Origin of the sequence: Ornithinimicrobium sp. F0845 (assembly GCF_023015765.1) — a bacterium.
GTDB lineage: Bacteria > Actinomycetota > Actinomycetes > Actinomycetales > Dermatophilaceae > Ornithinicoccus.
In genome coordinates this window covers 486,062-506,452 of the sequence record NZ_JALKAL010000001.1, presented here as the reverse complement: position 1 = coordinate 506,452, position 20,391 = coordinate 486,062, and the positions used below count along the sequence as shown (strand labels likewise).

Sequence of the window (20,391 nt, the reverse complement as noted above, 5' to 3'; positions counted from 1 at the left end):
AAGGGGCCGCCTGAGCACTAATCGCTAGCGGCAGTATGCCGTGCGCCGGCTACCCCGCGGCGGCGCGGCTCTGCCAGTGCTCGTGCCCGGAGGCACCCCCGGCGGCGGCCACTCCGGCCGCACCACCATCGACTGCGGTGAGCACCCACAGGCCGGCGTCGGTGACGGCGACGGTGTTCTCCCAGTGGGCGGCGCGGGAGCGGTCGTTGGTGATGACCGTCCAGTCGTCGTCGAGGGTGGTGGTCTCGATGGTGCCGAGCGTGATCATCGGCTCGATGGCCAGGGTCGCCCCGGACGGCACGGTCGGGCCCTTGGAGGAGACCGAGTAGTTGGGGACGTTGGGGTCCATGTGCATCTGCGTGCCGATGCCGTGCCCGACGTAGTCCTCGAGGATGCCGTAGGTCAGCTCCTGGCCGGCGGCCCGACGGCGCTCCAGGGCGGCCTCGGCACTGCCCTCCACCGCGTCGCCGACCGCGAACAGCCGACCACCGACCTGCAGGGCGGCGATGCCGGCCCACATGGCGGCCTCGGTGTCCTCGACGAGAGCGACGTCCTCGGGGCGTCCGGCCTCGGGGCCACCGACGATCAGGGAGATCGCGGCGTCTCCGTGCCAGCCCTGGTAGATCGCGCCGCAGTCGATGGACACGAGGTCACCCTCGCGCAGCACCCGCTCCCCCGGTATGCCGTGCACGACCTCCTCGTTGACGCTCACGCAGAGGGAGCCGGGGAAGCCGTGGTAGCCCTTGAAGGAGGGCACGGCGTCCAGGCTGCGGATGTGCTCCTCGGCCAGGGCATCCAGCTGGCCGGTGGTGACGCCGGCGACCGCGTGGCCGCGCATGAGCTCCAGGGTGCGCCCGACAACCAGACCGGCCTCCCGCATGAGCAGGATCTGCTCGGTGGTCTTGGCCTCGATCTTGGGTCGCCGCAGGAAGGACATGCTCTACAGGTGGGTGCCGTTGACGCCGTTGGTGCGGGTGTCCAGGGCCTCCTGGATCCGTGCGGAGACCTCCTCGACGGTTCCCATGCCGTCGACCTGGCGGAGCAACCCGCGGGTGCTGTACACCTCGGCCAGCGGAGCGGTCTCCTCGGCATACTTCTCCATCCGCGCCCGGATGACGTCCTCGGTGTCGTCGGCGCGGCCCTGGCCCTGGGCCCGGTCCAGCAGACGCTGCACGACCTCCTCGGTCTGCACGACGAGCTCCAGCACGACGTCCAGTCCTGCACCCTGGTCGGCGAGCATCTCATCGAGCGCCTCGACCTGGCCGAGCGTGCGCGGGTAGCCGTCCAGCAGGAAGCCGGTCGCGGCGTCGGGCTGGGTGAGCCTGTCCCGGACGATGGCGTTGGTGGTCTCGTCGGTGACATAGCCGCCGCTGGCGAGGATCTCCTTGACCTGCAGCCCGAGCTCGGTCTCGTTCTTGATGTTGGCCCGGAAGATGTCACCGGTGGAGATCGCGGGAATGCCTCGGTTGTCGGCGATCATGGCGGCCTGCGTGCCCTTGCCCGCGCCCGGGGGGCCGAGAATGATCATGCGCATCAGCGGAGGAACCCTTCGTAGTCGTGCTGCTGGAGCTGGGACTCGATCTGCTTGACGGTCTGCAGTCCGACACCCACGATGATGATGATGGATGCTCCGCCGAAGGGGAAGTCCTGACTGGTCCCGAGCACGTTGAACGCGATCAGCGGGATGAGCGAGAGCACCGCCAGGTAGATGGCGCCCGGGGTCGTGATCCGGTTGAGCACGTAGGCGAGGTACTCCGCGGTGGGGCGACCCGCGCGGATGCCCGGGATGAACCCGCCGTACTTCTTCATGTTGTCTGCGACATCGTCGGGGTTGAACGTGACGCTGGTGTAGAAGAACGCGAAGAAGATGATCATCGCGGTGTAGATGGTCATGTAGAGCCAGGAGGTGTCCTGGCCGGGGACGCCCATGCCGAGGTGCCGGTTGACCCAGTTGACCCAGTCCGGGGGCGCGCTGCCGTCCGACGGGGTGTTGAACTGCCCGATCATCGTCGGCAGCATCAGGATCGAGCTGGCGAAGATGATGGGGATGACGTTCGCCATGTTCAGCTTGAGCGGGATGTAGGTGGAGGTCCCGCCATACTGCCGGCGCCCGATCATCCGCTTGGCGTACTGCACCGGGACCCGGCGCTGGCACTGCTCGACGAAGACGACCAGCGTCATGATGATCAGGCCCAGGACCAGCACCAGGGCCAGGGTGGTCCACGAGCGCTGCTGCACCACGGTCAGGGAGTTCGGGAAGCCCGCGGCGATCGCCACGAAGATGAGCAGCGACATGCCGTTGCCGACGCCGCGCTCGGTGATCTGCTCGCCGAGCCACATGATCAGGCCGGTGCCGGCGGTCATGGTCAGCACCATGAGCACGATGACCGGGATCGACTCATCCGGCATGACCGTCGAGCAGGTCCCGCCGAAGAGGGTGGAGGGGTTGCGTGCGAACGTGATCAGCGTGGAGGACTGCAGCACCGCCAGGCCGATGGTCAGGTAGCGGGTGTACTGCGTCATCTTCGTCTGACCGGCCTGCCCCTCCTTCTTGAGGGCCTCGAACCGCGGGATGACCACGGTCAGCAGCTGGACGATGATCGCCGCGGTGATGTAGGGCATCACACCGAGGGCGAAGATCGACAGCTGCAGCAGTGCGCCACCGCTGAACAGGTTGATCATCCCGAGGGCGGCGTTGGTCGACTGCGCCATGTCCTGGCAGCGCTGGACCAGGCCGTAGTCGATCCCCGGGGCCGGGATGTGGCTGCCCAGGCGGAAGATCGCCAGGATGCCGAGGGTGAAGAGGATCTTCTTGCGAAGATCAGGCGTCTTGAAGGCGCGCACGAACGCGGAAAGCACGAGGATTTTCCTCCCATGGTCCCGCAGCGGCGGGCTCAAGCAGTGATCCGGGTGACGATAACACCCGGGGGCGGAGCGAACGAAGCCCCGGGTGCCTGGTGGCACTCCGGGGCTTCGTCAGGGCATGCGGGTCAGGGCACGCGACCGGCGGACACGTGGCACGAGGCCCTGGTGCCGCCGACGCATGTCAGGCCTCGGTGACCGATCCGCCGGCGGCCTCGATCTTCTCCTTGGCGGTGCCGGAGAAGCGGACGCCGGTGACCTGGACGGCCACGTCGATCTCGCCGGTGCCCAACACCTTGACGGGCTGGCCCTTGCGGACAGCGCCCTTGGACGCGAGGTCCTCGACGGACACGGCGCCACCCTGCGGGTAGAGCTCGGCCAGCTTGTCGAGGTTCACGACCTGGTAGGTGGTCTTGAACCGGTTCTTGAAGCCACGCAGCTTGGGCAGCCGCATGTGCAGCGGCGTCTGCCCGCCCTCGAAGGACTCGGGCACCTGGTAGCGCGCCTTGGTGCCCTTGGTGCCACGACCAGCGGTCTTGCCCTTGGATGCCTCACCACGACCCACGCGGGTCTTGGCGGTCTTGGCGCCCGGGGCGGGTCGCAGGTGGTGCACCTTCAGTGCGGCGGTGCGGTCGGCACCGTTGTCGACGGTCTCAGCCATCGTCAGTCAACCTCCTCGACGGTCACCAGGTGGGCGACCGTGCGGACCATGCCGCGGAACTCCGGGCGGTCCTCCTTGACGACCGTGTGGCCGATGCGCTTGAGGCCCAGCGAACGCAGGGTCTCGCGGTGCATGTGCTTGCCACCGATCTCGGACTTGATCTGGGTCACCTTCAGCGAAGCCATCAGGCACCTGCCTCTGCGCGCGCCTTCAGCATCGCTGCCGGGGCGACGTGCTCCAGGGGCAGGCCGCGACGAGCGGCGACAGCCTCCGGCGGCTCGAGCTCCTTCAGCGCCTGCACTGCGGCGTGCACGACGTTGATCGAGTTGTCCGAACCCAGCGACTTGCTGAGCACGTCGTGGATGCCCGCGCACTCCAAGACCGCACGCACCGGACCACCGGCGATGACACCGGTACCCGGGCTGGCCGGACGCAGCATCACGACGCCCGCGGCGGTCTCACCCTGCACGGGGTGCGGGATGGTGCCGGCGATGCGGGGGACGCGGAAGAAGTTCTTCTTGGCCTCCTCGACACCCTTGGCGATCGCCGCGGGCACCTCCTTGGCCTTGCCGTAGCCGACGCCCACGGTGCCGTCGCCGTCACCCACCACGACGAGCGCGGTGAAGCTGAAGCGGCGGCCACCCTTGACGACCTTGGCCACTCGGTTGATCGTGACGACGCGCTCCATGTACTGGTTGCGCTCGTCGTCACGCCCGCCGCGACGGTTGTCACGGTCTCGGTTGTCCCGGCCGCCGCGTCCGCGACGGTCGGAGGTGTTGTCGGTGCCGCTGGTGGCACCGGTCCCACGGCGCTGGTTGTCAGCCATCAGACGGTCCTCTTCTCGTTCAGGTTAGTCGCGGTCACAGGGACAGACCGCCCTCTCGTGCACCGTCCGCGATCGCGGCGACGCGACCGGCGTAGCGGTTGCCGCCGCGGTCGAACACGACGGCCTCGACCCCGGCGGCCTTGGCGCGCTCGGCGAGCAGCTCGCCGACCCGCTTGGCCTTGGCGGTCTTGTCGCCCTCCATCGCACGCAGGTCGGCCTCCATGGTGGACGCGGACGCGAGCGTCTTGCTCGTGTCGTCGTCGACCAGCTGGACGAAGACGTGGCGCGAGGAGCGGTTCACGACCAGGCGGGGACGCTCGGCGGTGCCCACGACCTTCTTGCGAAGACGCGTGTGCCGGCGGATGCGCGCAGCGTGCTTGCTGCTGGAGCGCTTGACGATCATTGCCATGGCTTACTTACCAGCCTTTCCGACCTTGCGGCGGATGTGCTCGCCCTCGTAGCGCACACCCTTGCCCTTGTAGGGGTCGGGCTTGCGCAGCTTGCGGATGTTTGCAGCCACCTCGCCGACCTGCTGCTTGTCGATGCCCGACACGGCGAACCGGGTGGGGTTCTCGACCTGGAAGGTGATGCCCTCGGGGGCCTTCACCAGGATCGGGTGGGAGTAGCCCAGGGCGAACTCGAGGTCCGAGCCCTTGGCCACCACGCGGTAACCGGTGCCGTGGATCTCCAGCTTCTTGGTGTAGCCGTTGGTGACGCCCTCGACCATGTTGGCGATGAGGGAGCGCGTGAGGCCGTGCAGCGCACGGGACTCCCGCTCGTCGTTCGGGCGGGACACCTCGAGGGCGCCGTCCTCACCGGTCGCCACCGTGATCGGCTCGGCGATCGTGTGGGCCAGCTGACCCTTGGGGCCCTTCACCGTGACGTTGTTGCCGTCGACGGTCACCTCGACGCCAGAGGGCACGGTGACCGGAAGTCGTCCAATACGAGACATGTCTTATTCCTCCGTTCTCACCAGACGTAGGCGAGGACTTCCCCACCTACACCCTTCTGGGCCGCCTGCCTGTCGGTCAACAGGCCGGAGGAGGTGGAAATGATGGCCACACCGAGGCCACCGAGGACGCGGGGCATCCCGGTGGACTTGGCGTAGACGCGAAGACCGGGCTTGGACACCCGGCGCACGCCGGCGATGGAGCGCTCACGGTTGGGGCCGTACTTGAGGTCGATCAGCAGGGTCTTGCCCACCTCGGCGTCCTCGACGGACCAGCCGCCGATGTAGCCCTCGGCCTGCAGGATCTCCGCGATGTGCGACTTGAGCTTGGAGAACGGCATGCTCACCTGGTCCTTGTGCGCCGAGTTGGCGTTCCGGATGCGGGTCAGCATGTCCGCGATCGGGTCGGTCATTGTCATTGGGCTTCGTGCCCTTCCTCACCGCGGTTTCAGCACGCCCCGGAGGGGCGGCCGACCTGCGATGTAGCAGTGCGTGGATGAGTGTGGTGCGGGATTACCAGCTGGACTTGGTGACGCCGGGCAGCTCGCCCGCGTGCGCCATCTCGCGCAGGCAGATCCGGCACAGGCCGAACTTGCGGTACACCGAGTGGGGACGGCCGCAGCGCTGGCACCGGGTGTAGCCCCGGACCTTGAACTTCGGCTTGCGGTTGGCCTTGTTGACAAGTGCAGTCTTCGCCACGGGTCAGTTCTCCTTGAACGGGAAGCCGAGCGCGCGCAGCAGGGCGCGGCCCTCGTCGTCGTTGGTGGCGGTGGTCACCACGGTGATGTCCATGCCACGCACGCGGTCGATCTTGTCCTGGTCGATCTCGTGGAACATCGACTGCTCGGTCAGACCGAAGGTGTAGTTGCCCCGACCATCGAACTGCTTCGGGGACAGCCCACGGAAGTCGCGGATCCGGGGCAGCGCCAGGGACAGCAGGCGGTCCAGGAACTCCCACATGCGGTCGCCGCGCAGCGTGACGTGGGCGCCGATCGGCATCCCCTCACGCAGCTTGAACTGGGCGATGGACTTGCGGGCCCGGGTCACGGCCGGCTTCTGACCGGTGATCGTGGCCAGGTCCTTGATGGCGCCCTCGATGAGCTTGCTGTCGCGGGCCGCCTCGCCGACGCCCATGTTCACCGTGATCTTGACGATCCCGGGGACCTGCATCGGGTTGCCGTAGCCGAACTCGGTGAGCAGGGCCGGCTTGATCTCGTCGGCGTAGCGCTGCTTCAGGCGCGGCGCGGTCCGCTCGGCGGTGGTGGTCTCGGTCGTCATCACAGGTCCTTACCCGAGCGCACGGACACGCGGGTGCGCTGCTGCTTGGTCCGGCCGTCGCGCTCGACGCTCTCGACGCGGGTGCGGATCCGGGTCGGCTTCTTGGTCTCGGGGTCCACGACGGCCACGTTGCTCACGTGGATCGGGGCCTCGACGACCTGGATGCCGCCGGTGTTCACACCCTGGTTGTCACCAGCCTTGGTGTGCTTGGTGACGCGGTTGATGCCCTCGACGAGCACCCGGTTGGTCTCGGGGTACACGGCAATGACACGTCCCTGCTTGCCACGGTCCCCACCCTTGGCCTGGGTGCGGCCGCTGATGACCTGCACCAGGTCGTTCTTCTTGATGCGAATCCTCGCCATCCTCAGATCACCTCCGGTGCCAGCGACACGATCTTCATGTACCGCTTGTCGCGCAGCTCACGGCCGACCGGGCCGAAGATGCGGGTGCCACGAGGGTCGCCGTCGGCCTTGAGGATCACGGCGGCGTTCTCGTCGAACTTGATGTAGGAGCCGTCCGGACGACGACGCTCCTTCTTGGTGCGAACGATGACGGCCTTGACGACGTCACCCTTCTTCACGTTTCCACCGGGGATGGCGTCCTTGACCGCGGCCACGATGGTGTCCCCGACGCCCGCGTAGCGGCGGCCGGAACCACCGAGCACGCGGATGCAGAGGATCTCCTTCGCACCGGTGTTGTCCGCGACACGCAGTCGCGACTCCTGCTGGATCACTGTCGAACTCCTGTCGTCGAGCCGGTTCTCCCCCCGGAGTTCCGGGTGAGCCTTGCCGAACGTTGTGGATGAATGGTTCTTACTTGGCCTTCTCGAGGATCTCCACGACGCGCCACCGCTTGGTCGCGGACAGCGGACGGGTCTCCATGATGAGGACGCGGTCACCGATGCCGGCAGCGTTCTCCTCGTCGTGCGCCTTCACCTTGCTGTTCTTGCGCATGACCTTGCCGTAGAGGGCGTGCTTGACCCGGTCCTCGACCGAGACGACGACGGTCTTGTCCATCTTGTCGCTGACCACGTAGCCCTGACGGGTCTTGCGGTCGTTGCGCGCGGCGGTGCCGGCGTCGGGGTTCTCGATGGTTTCGCTCATCGTCAGCCCACCTTCTCCTTCGTGGTCTCCTCGGTCGTGGTCTCCTCGGCGGCAGCCTCGGGCTCACGGCCGATGCCGAGCTTGCGCTCGTTCATCTCGGTGTAGATGCGGGCGATGTCCTTGCGGACCGCACGCAGGCGACCGTGGCTCTCCAGCTGGCCCGTGGCCGACTGGAACCGCAGGTTGAACAGCTCTCGCTTGGCCGTCGCCAGTGCGTCGGCGAGCGCGCCGGCCTCCAGGCCGCGCAGCTGCTCCGGGGTCAGGTCCTTGCTTCCGACCGCCATCAGATGTCACCACCCTCACGTGCGATGAAGCGGCACTTCATCGGCAGCTTGTGCATTGCCAGGCGCATCGCCTCGCGGGCGACGTCCTCCTCGACACCGGACAGCTCGAACATGACGCGACCCGGCTTGACGTTGGCGACCCACCACTCCGGCGAGCCCTTACCCGAACCCATGCGGGTCTCAGCGGGCTTCTTGGTCAGCGGACGGTCCGGGTAGATGTTGATCCAGACCTTTCCGCCACGCTTGATGAAGCGGGTCATCGCGATACGAGCGGACTCGATCTGACGGTTCGTGACGTAGGCGGGCTCCAGGGCCTGGATGCCGTAGTCACCGAAAGCGATCGCGGTGCCGCCCTTGGCAGCGCCACTCCGACCGGGGTGGTGCTGCTTACGGTGCTTGACTCGACGTGGAATCAACATCAGGACTGCTCTCCCTCAGAACTAGCCGGGGTCTCGGCGGCCGGAGCCTCGGCGGGCGCCTCGGCCGCACCGGACTCGGTGGCGGCGTTGTCGCGGCGGTCACCGCGACGCGGGCCACGACCCGGACGGTCGTCGCGGCGCGGGCGACCCGGGCCACGGGACGGGGCGGCGGCCTGCTCGCGGGCGAGCTCCTTGGCCGTCATGTCGCCCTTGTAGATCCACACCTTGACGCCGATGCGACCGAACGTCGTGCGGGCCTCGTAGAAGCCGTAGTCGATGTTCGCGCGCAGCGTGTGCAGCGGGACGCGGCCCTCGCGGTAGAACTCCGAGCGGGACATCTCGGCGCCGCCGAGACGACCGGAGCACTGGATCCGGATGCCCTTGGCACCGGCGCGCAGGGCGGACTGCATGCCCTTGCGCATCGCGCGACGGAAGGTGACGCGGGCAGCGAGCTGCTCGGCGATCCCCTGGGCCACGAGCTGAGCGTCGACCTCGGGGTTCTTGACCTCGAGGATGTTCAGCTGGACCTGCTTGCCGGTGAGCTTCTCGAGCTCACCGCGGATGCGGTCGGCCTCGGCGCCGCGGCGGCCGATGACGATGCCCGGACGGGCGGTGTGGATGTCCACCCGCACCCGGTCGCGGGTCCGCTCGATCTCGACCTTGCTGATGCCGGCCCGGTCCATACCGGTCGACATGAGGTTGCGGATCGCCACATCCTCCTTGACGTAGTCGCGGTAGCGCTGACCCGGCTTGGTCGAGTCGGCGAACCAGCGGCTGCGGTGGTCCGTGGTGATCCCCAGGCGGTAGCCGTTGGGGTTGATCTTCTGCCCCATTAGCGGGCACCTCCCTGCTTCTCGCCCACCAGCACGGTGATGTGGCTGGTGCGCTTGAGGATGCGGCTGGCGCGGCCCTGGGCGCGCGGACGGAACCGCTTCATGGTCGGGCCCTCGTCGACGAAGGCCGCGGTCACGACGAGCTGGTGCTCGTCGAACGGCTGGGCCGTCTGCTCGGCGGCGTAGCGGGCGTTGGCGATGGCGCTGTTCAGCACCTTCAGCACTGGCTCGCTCGCGCCCTGCGGCGCGAACCGCAGGACCGCGATGGCCTCGTCGGCCGACTTGCCGCGGATCATGTCCACGACACGGCGAGCCTTCTGCGGGGTGACGCGGACGAACCGCGCCTGTGCCCTGGCTTCCATGGTGGTTTCCTCAGTGGTGTGGTTGGTCATCGACGGCGACCCTTCTTGTCGTCCTTCTCGTGACCCTTGAAGGTCCGGGTCGGAGCGAACTCACCCAACTTGTGGCCGACCATCGACTCGGTCACGAAGACCGGGATGTGCTTGCGGCCGTCGTGCACGGCCAGGGTGTGGCCGAGCATGTCGGGGGTGATCATCGACCGGCGGGACCAGGTCTTGATGACGTTCTTGGTGCCGACTTCGTTCTGGGCTTCGACCTTCTTGACGAGGTGGTCGTCAACGAAGGGGCCCTTCTTCAGACTACGAGGCATGTGTTCGCTTGCTCCCTACTCAGCGCTTCTTGCCGGTGCGGCGGCGACGAACGATGAGCTTGTCGCTGGGCTTGTTCGGACGACGGGTGCGGCCCTCAGGCTGACCCCACGGGCTGACCGGGTGACGACCACCGGAGGTCTTGCCCTCTCCACCACCGTGCGGGTGGTCGACGGGGTTCATCACGACACCACGGACGGAGGGGCGCTTGCCCTTCCACCGCATGCGGCCGGCCTTGCCCCAGTTGATGTTGCTCTGCTCGGCGTTGCCGACCTCGCCGACGGTGGCGCGGCAGCGGGCGTCCACGTTGCGGATCTCACCGGACGGCATACGCAGCTGGGCGTAGGGGCCGTCCTTGGCGACGAGCTGCACGCGGGTGCCGGCGGAGCGGGCGATCTTCGCGCCGCCACCCGGCTTGAGCTCGATGGCGTGGATGACGGTACCGACCGGGATGTTGCGCAGCGGCAGGTTGTTGCCCGGCTTGATGTCGGCCGAGGGCCCCTGCTCGATCGCGTCGCCCTGGCGGAGCTTGTTCGGCGCGATGATGTAGCGCTTCTCGCCGTCCGCGTAGTGCAGCAGCGCGATACGCGCGGTGCGGTTCGGGTCGTACTCGATGTGCGCCACCTTGGCGGGCACGCCGTCCTTGTCGTGGCGACGGAAGTCGATCACGCGGTAGGCACGCTTGTGGCCACCACCGATGTGGCGGGTGGTGATGCGGCCGGAGTTGTTGCGTCCACCGGACTTGGTCAGCGGACGGACCAGTGACTTCTCCGGCGTGGAGCGAGTCACCTCGACGAAGTCGGCGACGCTGGAGCCGCGACGGCCCGGCGTTGTCGGCTTGTACTTACGAATAGCCATGGTTTAAGAAATCCTCGGTTCTCGTCTCGACTACCGGCTCAGAGCGTGCCGAAGATGTCGATGGTGCCTTCGCGAAGCGTGACGATCGCCCGCTTGGTGTCCTTGCGCTTGCCCAGGCCGAACCGGGTGCGGCGGGTCTTGCCCACGCGGTTCAGCGTGTGGACCGACTCGACCTTGACGTCGAAGATCGACTCCACGGCCCGCTTGATCTCGGACTTGTTGGCCCGGGGGTCCACCACGAAGGTGTACTTGCCCTGGTCCAGCAGCGTGTAGGCCTTCTCCGAGACGACCGGGGAGATCAGGATCTCGCGCGGGTCCTTGTTGGCCTCGAGTGCGGTGCTCACTTGGTGCCCTCCTCATCGGTGCCCAGCGCGAGGCCGGTGTCGGCGGACTGGGCGGCAGCGCCGCCCGCCGGCTCGAAGCCAGCGGCCTCTGCAGCCTCGGCGGTGCGGAACCACACCTCGGCCTCCGTCTGGTCGTACCAGCGGGAGCCCTCGACGTGGTACTTCATCGAGTCCTTGTTGCCCTTGACGGTGAAGCCCTCGGGGGCCGCGCCGTCCTCGGTCGGGGCGGCCGAGTCGGAGCCGAAGCCACCGTCGACCAGCGTCGCGACCTCGGCGTCGTCAGCCTCGACCTCGGCGGCCTCTGCCACCGGAGCCTCCTCCGCGACCTCGACCTCGGCGGCCTCGGCGACCGGAGCCTCCTCCGCGACCTCGACCTCGGCGGCACCGGCGACCTTGCGGCCCTCGATGAAGGAGGTGAGCGCCGCCTGGGTGAACACGACATCGTCAGCGCACAGCACGTCATACGTGTTGAGCTGGTCGACGAACAGGACGTGCACCTCGGCGAGGTTGCGCAGGCTCTTCAGACCGATCTCGTCGGCGCGGTCCACGACCACGAGCACGTTCGGGCGCTCGGTGAGGCCGCTCAGCGCCGCCCAGGCGGTCTTGGTGGAGGGGGTGTCCCCCTCGACGACCGCGGTGAGGCAGTGGATCCGGCCGTGGCGGGCCCGGTCGGAGAGGGCACCGCGCAGGGCGGCGGCCTTCATCTTCTTCGGGGTCCGCTGGCTGTAGTCACGCGGCTGCGGGCCGTGCACGACGCCACCGCCGGCGAACTGCGGCGCGCGGGTCGAGCCCTGGCGGGCGCGGCCGGTGCCCTTCTGGCGGTAGGGCTTGCGGCCACCGCCGCGGACCTCGCCGCGGGTCTTGGTGGCGTGGGTGCCCTGGCGGGCCGCGGCCAGCTGGGCCACGACGACCTGGTGGATCAGCGGCACGTTGGTCTGCACGTCGAAGATCTCGGCGGGCAGCTCCACGGTGCCGGCGTCGCCGCCGGTCGGCTTGGTGATGGTGATGGTCGTCATCGCGTCAGGCCCCCTTGGCTGCGGTGCGGACGAGGACGACGCTGCCGCGCGGGCCCGGAACGGCACCCTTGATGAGCAGCAGGCCCTTGTCGGCGTCCACGGCGTGGATGGTGAGGTTCTGGGTGGTCTGGCGCTCGCCACCCATGCGGCCGGCCATGCGCTGGCCGCGGAAGACGCGACCCGGGGTCGACGCCCCGCCGATGGAACCGGGCTTGCGGTGGTTGCGGTGCGCACCGTGCGAGGAGCTGACACCGGCGAACCCGTGCCGCTTCATGACGCCGGCGAAACCCTTGCCCTTGGTCTTGCCGGTGACGTCCACGGTCTGGCCGCTCTCGAACGTCTCGACGGTGAACTCCTGGCCGACCTCGTAGTCGGCGGCGTCGCTCGTGCGCAGCTCGGCGACGTAGCGGCGCGGGGTGACCCCGGCCTTCTCGAAGTGGCCCTTGGTGGGCTGGTTGACCTTGCGCGGGTCGATCGCACCGAAGGCGATCTGGATCGCGTTGTAGCCGTCGGACTCGGCGTTGCGCACCTGGGTGACGACGCACGGGCCGGCCTTGATCACGGTCACGGGCACCAGGCGGTTGTCGGCGTCCCAGACCTGGGTCATGCCGAGCTTCTCGCCGAGGACGCCCTTGACGGCGCGTTCGGTAGTAGCAGTCATGGTGGTGCCCTTACAGCTTGATCTCGATGTTGACGTCAGCCGGCAGGTCGAGTCGCATGAGCGAGTCGACGGCCTTCGGCGTCGGGTCGACGATGTCGATCAGACGCTTGTGCGTACGCATCTCAAAGTGCTCGCGGCTGTCCTTGTACTTGTGGGGCGACCGGATGACGCAGAACACGTTCTTCTCCGTCGGCAACGGCACCGGGCCCACCACGGTCGCGCCGGCACGGGTGACCGTGTCGACAATCTTGCGCGCCGAGCTGTCGATGACCTCGTGGTCATAGGACTTCAGCCGGATGCGGATCTTCTGTCCCGCCATCGCTTGTCTGACTCTCTCTCGTCGTACTACTGGCTTTCGGCCGCTCAGGTGACCTCCGACCCCCGCGGTCGGGCGTGTCGCCCTGCCGCCAGGCACCAGAAGACCGAAGTCTGCTGGTGATGAGTGTTCGGAGCCCGGCCTGACCGGGGCTTGAGCTGCCTCCGCCCGCCCTCACACCCCGACATTGGGGCGCACTTCGAGCGTGCTGGGTGGCTGACGGGACCGACATGGGTCAGCACCGTGCGTCAAGCAACCTGTCTAGTGTGCCACGTCTGGGCGGCACAGCCCAAATCGAGACGTGGGACCCCGGCCCGCATTGGGCTGGGGTCCCACGATGTTGCGGACGCCACGGGGTGCTGTGCAGCACGCGGCGCCCGGTCGTTCAGCCCTCCTGGGCCTCGCCCTCGGTCTTGATGGCCGAGATCTCGAACTCGAGCGTGACCTTCTCGGAGACCAGCACGCCGCCGGTGTCCAGGGGCAGGTTCCACTCCAGGCCGTAGTCACGCCGGTTGAGCCGACGCGTGGCCTCGAAGCCGGCGCGGAGGTTGCCCATCGGGTCACGGCTCACGCCCAGCAGCACGATCGGGATCGCGACCTGCTTGGTGGTGTCGCGGATGGTCAGGTCCCCGACCACCATGAAGTTGTTCTCCTCCACCTCGTCGATCGTGGTGCTCGTGAAGACGATCTCGGGGTAGGTCTCGATGTCGAAGAAGTCCGGGCTACGCAGGTGCGCATCGCGCTTCTCGTTGCGCGTGTCGACGCTGGCCGCCTGCAGCCGGACCGTCACTGTGGAGTTGCTGAGGTTGTCTGTGTCGAGCTGGATGATGCCCTCGACGTCGTTGAAGGCCCCTCGCACCGTGGTGATCATCGCGTGCTTGGCCGAGAAGCCCACCCGGGTGTGCTCGGGGTCAAAACGCCACTCACCACTCATCGAGCCATCTAGCTCCGCCATAGCTCTCCTTCACTCGGTCATCCGGCGCCTCGGCAGGCGCCGCCCCCCGACGCTACCCCGATCCTCCCCGGTGCTGCGAATTGCCCCGCCGGGCATAGGGTCGATCAGGTGCCACCCAACCCCGTCCCGACCAGGGTCGCGATCCTCCTCATCGGCAGTATGACGGCACTCACCGCCGCCTGTTCCTCCCCCGCCGCCAACGGTCCGGTGGGTGCGGCACCGACCTCCGGTCACGAGGACGACCTCGCCCCGATGGAGTCAACGGCTCCCGACGAGGCCGGGACGAGCACGAGGACCGCACTCCCCGGCGACGACGCTGCGACCACCAGCGGGACACCGGCCCCCTGCACCAGCGGCAGCACCCTGATCGACGGGGTGGTCTGGATCGACGTCGACGGCCGGCCGTCGCTCGAGGTCACGCCCAGCGCCCTGCTGCGGCGCTGCGGCCTCGCGGGGGTCGACGACACCGCCTGGGCCGAGGTGGTCGCCCTGGAGCCGGACGCACAGACCCCGGGCATGGCCGACCAGCTGACCTGTCACATCCTGTTCGCCCCCACGAAGGACGTCTGGCACCTGGAGCCCTGGCGGCCGGTGGTGGACACCCCGGAGCTGGTCCAGAGCCGCTGCAACCCCGGAGGCGCGGACCCCGACCTCCCCCAATTTTGAGGGAGGTTTTGCTGCCGCTCCACGCCTTTTTGCAGGGGTTTTGTAGGCGATGGCCGCATCCACCCGCCCCTCCGCGCCGCGACTGCACCGACTCTTGACGCGGAGCACGGCCCTGGCGTCAAGAGCCGCTGCACTTGGCGCGCACGAGACGCGGCGACCGGTTCGGGAGACAGAGGACGTTGACCGGGGATCTGCCTGGTGGGCGGAGTTCCCTCGGACAGTGGTCTGGGGCAACAGCACCACAAGGGTGCGGGTAGGAACGACAAAACCACTACGAAAATGCGGGCACGGCCAACAAAACCACTACGAAAATTGGGGGGACGCAGAAGGGCCCGCAACCTGTGACAGGTTGCGGGCCCTCTGTGGAGCTCAGTGCGTCAGGGTCACTTGATGATCTTGGTGACCCGGCCGGCGCCGACAGTGCGACCACCCTCGCGGATGGCGAACTTCAGGCCGTCCTCCATGGCGATCGGCTGGATCAGCTCGACGCGCATCTCGGTGTTGTCGCCGGGCATGACCATCTCGGTGCCCTCAGGCAGGTGCACGACACCGGTGACGTCCGTGGTCCGGAAGTAGAACTGCGGACGGTAGTTGTCGTAGAACGGCGTGTGACGGCCACCCTCGTCCTTGGACAGGATGTAGACGTTGCCCTCGAACTCGGTGTGCGGGGTGATCGAACCCGGCTTGCAGATGACCTGACCGCGCTCGACCTCCTCGCGCTTGGTGCCACGCAGCAGCAGGCCGACGTTCTCACCCGCACGGCCCTCGTCGAGCAGCTTGCGGAACATCTCGATGCCGGTGACGGTGGTCTTGGCGGGCGGGCCCTCGTGGATACCGACGATCTCGATCTCCTCGTTGACGTTGAGGATGCCGCGCTCGATACGACCGGTGACGACGGTGCCACGACCGGTGATCGTGAAGACGTCCTCAACCGGCATCAGGAAGGGCTTGTCGACGTCGCGCTCCGGCTCCGGGATCGACTCGTCGACCGCGTTCATGAGCTCCATGAGCTTGTCGCCCCACTCGGCGTCACCCTCCAGCGCCTTCAGCGCGGAGACCTGCACGACCGGCAGGTCGTCGCCCGGGAACTCGTAGGAGGACAGCAGCTCGCGGACCTCCATCTCGACGAGCTCCATGATCTCCTCGTCGTCGACCATGTCGGACTTGTTGAGCGCCACGACGATGTAGGGAACGCCGACCTGGCGGGCCAGGAGGACGTGCTCCTTGGTCTGCGGCATCGGGCCGTCGGTGGCCGCCACGACCAGGATCGCGCCGTCCATCTGGGCCGCACCGGTGATCATGTTCTTGACGTAGTCAGCGTGACCCGGGCAGTCGACGTGAGCGTAGTGACGCTTCTCCGTCTGGTACTCGATGTGCGAGATCGAGATCGTGATGCCGCGCTGCTTCTCCTCGGGCGCCTTGTCGATCGTGTCGAAGGCGGACGCCTCGTTGAGGTCCGGGTACTTGTCATGCAGGACCTTGGAGATGGCAGCCGTCAGCGTCGTCTTGCCGTGGTCGATGTGCCCGATGGTGCCGATGTTGACGTGCGGCTTGGTCCGCTCGAACTTGGCCTTAGCCACTTGGGTCCTCCTCAGGACTCGGATGTGTCATCGCCACTGTTTCCTTTGTCGTGGTGGCGACATCTTGCAAGTTGTGGTGGTCGAAACTCCGGTGGGGAGTCTACTGCTCACTCACCACGGATTTTCTTGATGATCTCCTCCGCGACGTTCCGGGGAACCTCTGCGTAGGAGTCGAACTGCATCGTGTAGTTAGCACGGCCCTGGGTCTTGGACCGAAGATCACCAACGTACCCGAACATCTCGGACAGCGGGACCACTGCCTTGACAACCTTGGCGCCACTGATGTCCTCCATGGCCTGGATCTGGCCACGTCGGGAGTTCAGGTCGCCGATCACGTCACCCATGTAGTCCTCGGGGGTGCGGACCTCGACGGCCATCACGGGCTCGAGCAGGACCGGGTCCGCCCGACGGACGGCCTCCTTGAGCACCATGGAGCCGGCGATCTTGAACGCCATCTCCGAGGAGTCGACGTCGTGGTAGGCACCGTCGAGCAGGGTCGCCTTGATCCCGACGAGCGGGTAGCCGGCGAGGACGCCGAGCTGCATGGCCTCCTGAATGCCCTGGTCGACGCTGGGGATGTACTCCCGCGGGATGCGCCCACCGGTGACCGAGTTCTCGAAGGTGTAGAGCTCGCCCTCGGTCGTGTCCAGCGGCTCGAAGGTGAGCTGCACCTTCGCGAACTGGCCGGAACCACCGGTCTGCTTCTTGTGGGTGTAGTCGTACTTCTCCACGGAGCGACGGATGGTCTCGCGGTAGGCCACCTGGGGCGCACCGACGTTGGCCTCGACCTTGAACTCCCGCTTCATGCGGTCGACCAGGATGTCGAGGTGGAGCTCGCCCATGCCGCCGATGACGGTCTGGCCGGTCTCCTCGTCCAGACGCACGGTGAAGGTGGGGTCCTCCTGCGCCAGCTTCTGGATCGCGGTGCCGAGCTTCTCCTGGTCACCCTTGGTCTTGGGCTCGATCGCCACATGGATGACCGGCTCCGGGAAGGTCATCGACTCCAGGATGATCTGCTCGTTCATGTCGCTCAGGGTGTCACCGGTCGTGGTGTCCTTGAGTCCGATGACGGCGTAGATGTGACCCGCGGAGGCCTTATCGACCGGGTTCTCCTTGTTGGCGTGCATCTGGAACAGCTTGCCCAGCCGCTCCTTCTTGCCCTTGGTGGCGTTCATGACCTGCTGGCCACCGCTGATCTCACCGGAGTAGACCCGGATGTAGGTCAGCGTCCCGAAGAACGGGTGCGTGGCGATCTTGAAGGCCAGCGCAGCGAACGGCTCCGAGGAGGCCGGCTTGCGGTAGATGACGGTCTCCTCGTCGCCGGGCTTGTGGCCCTCGGTCGGCGGGACGTCCATCGGGCTCGGCAGGTAGTCGATGACCGCGTCGAGCAGGGGCTGCACGCCCTTGTTCTTGAACGCGGTGCCGCAGAAGACGGGGTTCACCTCGCTGGCCAGGGTCAGCTTGCGCACACCGGCCTTGATTTCGTCCTCGGTCAGCTCCTCGCCACCCAGGTACTTCTCGAGCAGCTCCTCGTCGGCCTCGGCGACCTTCTCGACCAGCAGCTCGCGGTACTCCTGCGCCTTGTCCTGCAGCGCGGCCGGGATGTCCTCGACCTCGTAGTCCTCACCCAGTGCGGTCTCGCCGCGCCAGACCAGGGCCTTCATCCGGACCAGGTCGATGACGCCCTCGAAGTCGGACTCGGCACCGATCGGCAGCTGCATGACCAACGGCGTCGCGCCGAGGCGGTCCACCATGGTCTGCACCGAGAAGTAGAAGTCCGCGCCCATCTTGTCCATCTTGTTGATGAAGCACATGCGCGGGACGCCGTACTTGTCGGCCTGGCGCCACACGGTCTCGGACTGGGGCTCGACACCCTCCTTGCCGTCGAAGACCGCCACGGCCCCGTCGAGCACGCGCAGGTTGCGCTCGACCTCGACGGTGAAGTCAACGTGACCGGGAGTGTCGATCAGGTTGATCTGGTGACCCTTCCAGTAACTGGTCACCGCGGCGGAGGTGATGGTGATCCCCCGCTCCTTCTCCTGCTCCATCCAGTCGGTCGTCGAGGCACCGTCGTGGGTCTCGCCCATCTTGTGCTTGACGCCGGTGTAGAACAGGATCCGCTCGGTGGTCGTCGTCTTGCCGGCATCGATGTGCGCCATGATGCCGATGTTGCGGACCATCGTCAGGTCCGTCAGAACGTCGAGTGCCACAGTCTCTCTTCTCTAGCTCGTTGCGTATGTCGGGTGGTCGCGGTCGTCAGACCAGCGTCACCAGCGGTAGTGGGCGAAGGCCTTGTTGGCCTCGGCCATCTTGTGCGTGTCCTCACGGCGCTTCACCGCGGCACCCAGACCGTTGCTGGCGTCCAGGATCTCGTTCATCAGACGCTCGGTCATCGTCTTCTCACGACGCTGCCGCGCGTAGCCGACGAGCCAGCGCAGGGCCAGCGTGGTGGACCGGCCGGGCTTGACCTCGATCGGCACCTGGTAGGTCGCACCACCGACGCGGCGGCTCTTGACCTCCAGCGCGGGACGGACGTTGTCCAGGGCACGCTTGAGCGTGGCCACCGGGTCGGTGCCGGTCTTGGCGCGGACACCCTCCATCGCCCCGTAGACGATGGTCTCGGCGACGGACTTCTTGCCGTCCACGAGGATCTTGTTGACAAGCTGGGTGACCAGGGTCGACCCGTAGACGGGGTCGGAGATCAGCGGACGCTTGGGAGCGGGGCCCTTACGAGGCATTACTTCTTCTCCTTCTTCGCGCCGTACCGGGAACGAGCCTGGTTGCGGCCCTTGACACCCTGGGTGTCGAGCGAGCCGCGGACGATCTTGTAGCGAACACCGGGGAGGTCCTTCACGCGGCCACCACGGACGAGCACGATCGAGTGCTCCTGCAGGTTGTGACCCACGCCCGGGATGTAGGCCGTGACCTCGACGCCGCTGGTCAGCTTCACGCGAGCGACCTTGCGCAGGGCGGAGTTCGGCTTCTTGGGGGTGGTGGTGTAGACACGGGTGCAGACGCCGCGGCGCTGCGGGTTGCCCTTGAGGGCGGGACTGTTGGTCTTCTTGACCTTGTCCTGGCGCCCCTTGCGGACGAGCTGGTTGATTGTGGGCACTGATTCTCCGTCAGTCGATGTTGTCTGCGCTGGCCGTCATCACTGACGGTTCACGCTCCTTGGTGTGCCGGCCCGCCGCCCCCGAGCTCGGGTGTGTCGGACCGGTGCTCTCCCCTGCACTTCCCCCAGAGGCCACGGCACCGCCATGCGAGATGGTGATGGGTGGACTCAAGCGGGGCTGCCCGGCGAGAGGTGGCTGCCACCAGGACCTAGCCCGGCGACACGCGCGCAGGCGAGGCCTACGCACACAAGCCTCAAGACTACCGGCGTGCGTGGTATGCACCAAATTCAGGCGGGCGCCCACGCCCGTGACCTACGGCATACTCCCGTCCTCCGGCAGCAGGCTCCAGAGCTCGTCGTCCCACCAGTGTGCCCCATCCGGGGCCAGGACGGCCGCGCGGTCCACTCCGTCGCGGGAGAAGCCGAGCCTGGCCAGGAGCCGTGAGGAGGGCGTCGCGGGCGCGAAGACTCGGGCCGTGACGCGGCGGGCGCCGGCACCGAGGACGGCCCTGAGCACGGCCCGGACACACTCGGTCGCCAGCCCCTGGCCGTGGAACTCCGGGTGGAAGGCATAGCCGACAGCCGCCTCGACCGCGTCCGTGGTCGCCGGCGCCATCGCCGATGCGGTGCGGAACCGCACCCGGACGTCCCCGACGAGCCGCGTGGTGGTGTCGCCGGGCAGCGCCGACTCCGGTCCGTGCAGCTCGGCCACCACGCTCACGCCGGTGGGGTCGTTCCGCCACCGTGTCAGCAGCTCCCCCACCCCGTCGACGTCGAGCGGCGGGTGACCCAGGAAGCGGATCACCTGCGGGTCGCTGCGATAGGCGTGGAGCGCACGGGCGTCGCCCGCACCCACCTCCCGCAGCGTGCAACGAGCGGTGGTCAGGGGCAGCGCCGCCCGCACCGCGGCGACGGCACCCTGGACGGCTCGGTCGACGCCCTCGGACCGCTCTGCGCTGCTCACGGCAGGTGAGTCTGCCACGAGGCCGACCAGCCGGGA

General features: G+C 67.6%; 31 protein-coding genes. 1 reads left to right on the top strand and 30 read right to left on the bottom strand.

The features are described from left to right. Window positions 1–49 precede the first annotated feature (49 nt). The 25 genes from map to MWU75_RS02205 form a co-directional block, all read right to left on the bottom strand. A complete protein-coding gene (map, locus tag MWU75_RS02325) occupies window positions 50–937 on the bottom strand; it encodes a type I methionyl aminopeptidase (RefSeq protein WP_247087937.1) in 888 nt (295 codons plus the stop codon). 3 nt (window positions 938–940) lie between these two features. Next, on the bottom strand, window positions 941–1,534 hold the full coding sequence (locus tag MWU75_RS02320) for an adenylate kinase (protein WP_247087936.1): 594 nt from the start codon (window positions 1,532–1,534) through the stop codon (window positions 941–943). Then, on the bottom strand, window positions 1,534–2,859 hold the full coding sequence (secY, locus tag MWU75_RS02315; protein WP_247087935.1) for a preprotein translocase subunit SecY: 1,326 nt from the start codon (window positions 2,857–2,859) through the stop codon (window positions 1,534–1,536). Before secY ends, MWU75_RS02320 begins: the two co-directional genes overlap by 1 nt. A gap of 187 nt (window positions 2,860–3,046) precedes the next feature. Further along, window positions 3,047–3,523, bottom strand: a complete 477-nt coding sequence (gene rplO, locus MWU75_RS02310) for a 50S ribosomal protein L15 (protein WP_247087934.1) — start codon at window positions 3,521–3,523, stop codon at window positions 3,047–3,049. A 2-nt stretch (window positions 3,524–3,525) separates the two neighbouring features. Further along, a complete protein-coding gene (rpmD, locus tag MWU75_RS02305; protein ID WP_247087933.1) occupies window positions 3,526–3,708 on the bottom strand; it encodes a 50S ribosomal protein L30 in 183 nt (60 codons plus the stop codon). Beyond that, on the bottom strand, window positions 3,708–4,349 hold the full coding sequence (gene rpsE / locus MWU75_RS02300) for a 30S ribosomal protein S5 (protein WP_281496642.1): 642 nt from the start codon (window positions 4,347–4,349) through the stop codon (window positions 3,708–3,710). The genes rpmD and rpsE overlap by 1 nt, the downstream gene beginning before the upstream one ends. 34 nt (window positions 4,350–4,383) lie before the next feature. Continuing rightward, window positions 4,384–4,758: a 50S ribosomal protein L18 gene (gene rplR / locus MWU75_RS02295; RefSeq protein WP_281496641.1), complete on the bottom strand. Its 375-nt coding sequence runs from the start codon at window positions 4,756–4,758 to the stop codon at window positions 4,384–4,386. 3 nt (window positions 4,759–4,761) lie between these two features. After that, window positions 4,762–5,301 carry a 50S ribosomal protein L6 gene (rplF, locus tag MWU75_RS02290; protein ID WP_247087932.1) on the bottom strand — a complete coding sequence of 180 codons (540 nt, stop codon included), beginning with the start codon at window positions 5,299–5,301 and terminating at the stop codon, window positions 4,762–4,764. Between the two features lie 17 nt (window positions 5,302–5,318). Further along, window positions 5,319–5,717 (bottom strand): 30S ribosomal protein S8, encoded by a 399-nt coding sequence (gene rpsH, locus MWU75_RS02285; RefSeq protein WP_143782485.1) that lies wholly within the window; start codon window positions 5,715–5,717, stop codon window positions 5,319–5,321. A 94-nt stretch (window positions 5,718–5,811) separates the two neighbouring features. Beyond that, window positions 5,812–5,997 (bottom strand): type Z 30S ribosomal protein S14, encoded by a 186-nt coding sequence (locus MWU75_RS02280; RefSeq protein ID WP_143782484.1) that lies wholly within the window; start codon window positions 5,995–5,997, stop codon window positions 5,812–5,814. A 3-nt stretch (window positions 5,998–6,000) separates the two neighbouring features. Then, window positions 6,001–6,576: a 50S ribosomal protein L5 gene (rplE, locus tag MWU75_RS02275; RefSeq protein ID WP_247087931.1), complete on the bottom strand. Its 576-nt coding sequence runs from the start codon at window positions 6,574–6,576 to the stop codon at window positions 6,001–6,003. Continuing rightward, the gene (gene rplX / locus MWU75_RS02270; protein ID WP_247087930.1) at window positions 6,576–6,938 is read right to left on the bottom strand and encodes a 50S ribosomal protein L24; all 363 of its coding nucleotides are present in this window, start codon (window positions 6,936–6,938) and stop codon (window positions 6,576–6,578) included. Before rplX ends, rplE begins: the two co-directional genes overlap by 1 nt. Window positions 6,939–6,940: 2 nt before the next feature. Beyond that, a complete protein-coding gene (rplN, locus tag MWU75_RS02265; protein WP_247087929.1) occupies window positions 6,941–7,309 on the bottom strand; it encodes a 50S ribosomal protein L14 in 369 nt (122 codons plus the stop codon). Between the two features lie 79 nt (window positions 7,310–7,388). Then, window positions 7,389–7,679, bottom strand: a complete 291-nt coding sequence (rpsQ, locus tag MWU75_RS02260; RefSeq protein ID WP_247087928.1) for a 30S ribosomal protein S17 — start codon at window positions 7,677–7,679, stop codon at window positions 7,389–7,391. A gap of 2 nt (window positions 7,680–7,681) precedes the next feature. Continuing rightward, complete coding sequence (gene rpmC / locus MWU75_RS02255) at window positions 7,682–7,963, bottom strand: 50S ribosomal protein L29 (RefSeq protein WP_247087927.1); 282 nt, start codon at window positions 7,961–7,963, stop codon at window positions 7,682–7,684. Further along, the gene (gene rplP / locus MWU75_RS02250; protein WP_247087926.1) at window positions 7,963–8,382 is read right to left on the bottom strand and encodes a 50S ribosomal protein L16; all 420 of its coding nucleotides are present in this window, start codon (window positions 8,380–8,382) and stop codon (window positions 7,963–7,965) included. The genes rpmC and rplP overlap by 1 nt, the downstream gene beginning before the upstream one ends. Further along, a complete protein-coding gene (gene rpsC / locus MWU75_RS02245) occupies window positions 8,382–9,215 on the bottom strand; it encodes a 30S ribosomal protein S3 (protein WP_247087925.1) in 834 nt (277 codons plus the stop codon). The genes rplP and rpsC overlap by 1 nt, the downstream gene beginning before the upstream one ends. Continuing rightward, a complete protein-coding gene (gene rplV, locus MWU75_RS02240) occupies window positions 9,215–9,577 on the bottom strand; it encodes a 50S ribosomal protein L22 (protein ID WP_247087924.1) in 363 nt (120 codons plus the stop codon). Before rplV ends, rpsC begins: the two co-directional genes overlap by 1 nt. A gap of 26 nt (window positions 9,578–9,603) precedes the next feature. After that, window positions 9,604–9,885 carry a 30S ribosomal protein S19 gene (rpsS, locus tag MWU75_RS02235; protein WP_247087923.1) on the bottom strand — a complete coding sequence of 94 codons (282 nt, stop codon included), beginning with the start codon at window positions 9,883–9,885 and terminating at the stop codon, window positions 9,604–9,606. Window positions 9,886–9,904: 19 nt separating this feature from the next. Beyond that, complete coding sequence (rplB, locus tag MWU75_RS02230; protein WP_247087922.1) at window positions 9,905–10,741, bottom strand: 50S ribosomal protein L2; 837 nt, start codon at window positions 10,739–10,741, stop codon at window positions 9,905–9,907. Window positions 10,742–10,779: 38 nt separating this feature from the next. Then, a complete protein-coding gene (gene rplW / locus MWU75_RS02225; RefSeq protein WP_247087921.1) occupies window positions 10,780–11,085 on the bottom strand; it encodes a 50S ribosomal protein L23 in 306 nt (101 codons plus the stop codon). Continuing rightward, complete coding sequence (rplD, locus tag MWU75_RS02220; protein WP_247087920.1) at window positions 11,082–12,101, bottom strand: 50S ribosomal protein L4; 1,020 nt, start codon at window positions 12,099–12,101, stop codon at window positions 11,082–11,084. The genes rplW and rplD overlap by 4 nt, the downstream gene beginning before the upstream one ends. Before the next feature lie 4 nt (window positions 12,102–12,105). After that, complete coding sequence (rplC, locus tag MWU75_RS02215; protein WP_247087919.1) at window positions 12,106–12,762, bottom strand: 50S ribosomal protein L3; 657 nt, start codon at window positions 12,760–12,762, stop codon at window positions 12,106–12,108. 10 nt (window positions 12,763–12,772) lie between these two features. Beyond that, on the bottom strand, window positions 12,773–13,081 hold the full coding sequence (gene rpsJ / locus MWU75_RS02210) for a 30S ribosomal protein S10 (RefSeq protein WP_006946210.1): 309 nt from the start codon (window positions 13,079–13,081) through the stop codon (window positions 12,773–12,775). 382 nt (window positions 13,082–13,463) lie between these two features. Further along, entirely contained in the window at window positions 13,464–14,033 is a 570-nt protein-coding gene (locus MWU75_RS02205; RefSeq protein WP_247087918.1) for a YceI family protein, read from the bottom strand. A 108-nt stretch (window positions 14,034–14,141) separates the two neighbouring features. Between MWU75_RS02205 and MWU75_RS02200 the strand changes: the two genes are divergently transcribed. Beyond that, window positions 14,142–14,699 (top strand): DUF2599 domain-containing protein, encoded by a 558-nt coding sequence (locus MWU75_RS02200; protein ID WP_247087917.1) that lies wholly within the window; start codon window positions 14,142–14,144, stop codon window positions 14,697–14,699. Between the two features lie 383 nt (window positions 14,700–15,082). On the opposite strand, the gene tuf is transcribed toward MWU75_RS02200, so the two are convergent. The 5 genes from tuf to MWU75_RS02175 all read right to left on the bottom strand — a co-directional run bounded on the left by tuf (window position 15,083) and on the right by MWU75_RS02175 (window position 20,355). Next, window positions 15,083–16,279 carry an elongation factor Tu gene (gene tuf / locus MWU75_RS02195; RefSeq protein ID WP_247087916.1) on the bottom strand — a complete coding sequence of 399 codons (1,197 nt, stop codon included), beginning with the start codon at window positions 16,277–16,279 and terminating at the stop codon, window positions 15,083–15,085. Between the two features lie 107 nt (window positions 16,280–16,386). Next, window positions 16,387–18,489, bottom strand: a complete 2,103-nt coding sequence (gene fusA / locus MWU75_RS02190) for an elongation factor G (protein WP_247087915.1) — start codon at window positions 18,487–18,489, stop codon at window positions 16,387–16,389. Window positions 18,490–18,546: 57 nt separating this feature from the next. Then, the gene (gene rpsG, locus MWU75_RS02185; protein WP_247087914.1) at window positions 18,547–19,017 is read right to left on the bottom strand and encodes a 30S ribosomal protein S7; all 471 of its coding nucleotides are present in this window, start codon (window positions 19,015–19,017) and stop codon (window positions 18,547–18,549) included. Further along, the gene (gene rpsL / locus MWU75_RS02180) at window positions 19,017–19,391 is read right to left on the bottom strand and encodes a 30S ribosomal protein S12 (protein ID WP_247087913.1); all 375 of its coding nucleotides are present in this window, start codon (window positions 19,389–19,391) and stop codon (window positions 19,017–19,019) included. The genes rpsG and rpsL overlap by 1 nt, the downstream gene beginning before the upstream one ends. A 313-nt stretch (window positions 19,392–19,704) precedes the next feature. Further along, window positions 19,705–20,355: a GNAT family protein gene (locus MWU75_RS02175; protein WP_247087912.1), complete on the bottom strand. Its 651-nt coding sequence runs from the start codon at window positions 20,353–20,355 to the stop codon at window positions 19,705–19,707. Window positions 20,356–20,391: the final 36 nt, after the last annotated feature.

Bases quoted from the DNA above. Each gene is read 5' to 3' on its own strand.
- rpsH (WP_143782485.1), bottom strand. From the start codon at position 5,717: ATGACAATGACCGACCCGATCGCGGACATGCTGACCCGCATCCGGAAC.
- rplE (WP_247087931.1), bottom strand. From the start codon at position 6,576: ATGACGACCGAGACCACCACCGCCGAGCGGACCGCGCCGCGCCTGAAG.
- rplV (WP_247087924.1), bottom strand. From the start codon at position 9,577: ATGGAAGCCAGGGCACAGGCGCGGTTCGTCCGCGTCACCCCGCAGAAG.
- map (WP_247087937.1), bottom strand. From the start codon at position 937: ATGTCCTTCCTGCGGCGACCCAAGATCGAGGCCAAGACCACCGAGCAG.
- rpsE (WP_281496642.1), bottom strand. From the start codon at position 4,349: ATGGCTGACAACCAGCGCCGTGGGACCGGTGCCACCAGCGGCACCGAC.
- rpmD (WP_247087933.1), bottom strand. From the start codon at position 3,708: ATGGCTTCGCTGAAGGTGACCCAGATCAAGTCCGAGATCGGTGGCAAG.
- rpsG (WP_247087914.1), bottom strand. From the start codon at position 19,017: ATGCCTCGTAAGGGCCCCGCTCCCAAGCGTCCGCTGATCTCCGACCCC.
- rpmC (WP_247087927.1), bottom strand. From the start codon at position 7,963: ATGGCGGTCGGAAGCAAGGACCTGACCCCGGAGCAGCTGCGCGGCCTG.
- MWU75_RS02205 (WP_247087918.1), bottom strand. From the start codon at position 14,033: ATGGCGGAGCTAGATGGCTCGATGAGTGGTGAGTGGCGTTTTGACCCC.
- rplD (WP_247087920.1), bottom strand. From the start codon at position 12,101: ATGACGACCATCACCATCACCAAGCCGACCGGCGGCGACGCCGGCACC.
- rpsC (WP_247087925.1), bottom strand. From the start codon at position 9,215: ATGGGGCAGAAGATCAACCCCAACGGCTACCGCCTGGGGATCACCACG.
- rplB (WP_247087922.1), bottom strand. From the start codon at position 10,741: ATGGCTATTCGTAAGTACAAGCCGACAACGCCGGGCCGTCGCGGCTCC.
- rpsS (WP_247087923.1), bottom strand. From the start codon at position 9,885: ATGCCTCGTAGTCTGAAGAAGGGCCCCTTCGTTGACGACCACCTCGTC.
- rplO (WP_247087934.1), bottom strand. From the start codon at position 3,523: ATGGCTGAGACCGTCGACAACGGTGCCGACCGCACCGCCGCACTGAAG.
- rplC (WP_247087919.1), bottom strand. From the start codon at position 12,762: ATGACTGCTACTACCGAACGCGCCGTCAAGGGCGTCCTCGGCGAGAAG.
- rplX (WP_247087930.1), bottom strand. From the start codon at position 6,938: ATGGCGAGGATTCGCATCAAGAAGAACGACCTGGTGCAGGTCATCAGC.
- rplP (WP_247087926.1), bottom strand. From the start codon at position 8,382: ATGTTGATTCCACGTCGAGTCAAGCACCGTAAGCAGCACCACCCCGGT.
- rpsQ (WP_247087928.1), bottom strand. From the start codon at position 7,679: ATGAGCGAAACCATCGAGAACCCCGACGCCGGCACCGCCGCGCGCAAC.
- rpsJ (WP_006946210.1), bottom strand. From the start codon at position 13,081: ATGGCGGGACAGAAGATCCGCATCCGGCTGAAGTCCTATGACCACGAG.
- rplF (WP_247087932.1), bottom strand. From the start codon at position 5,301: ATGTCTCGTATTGGACGACTTCCGGTCACCGTGCCCTCTGGCGTCGAG.
- MWU75_RS02320 (WP_247087936.1), bottom strand. From the start codon at position 1,534: ATGCGCATGATCATTCTCGGCCCCCCGGGCGCGGGCAAGGGCACGCAG.
- rplR (WP_281496641.1), bottom strand. From the start codon at position 4,758: ATGGCAATGATCGTCAAGCGCTCCAGCAGCAAGCACGCTGCGCGCATC.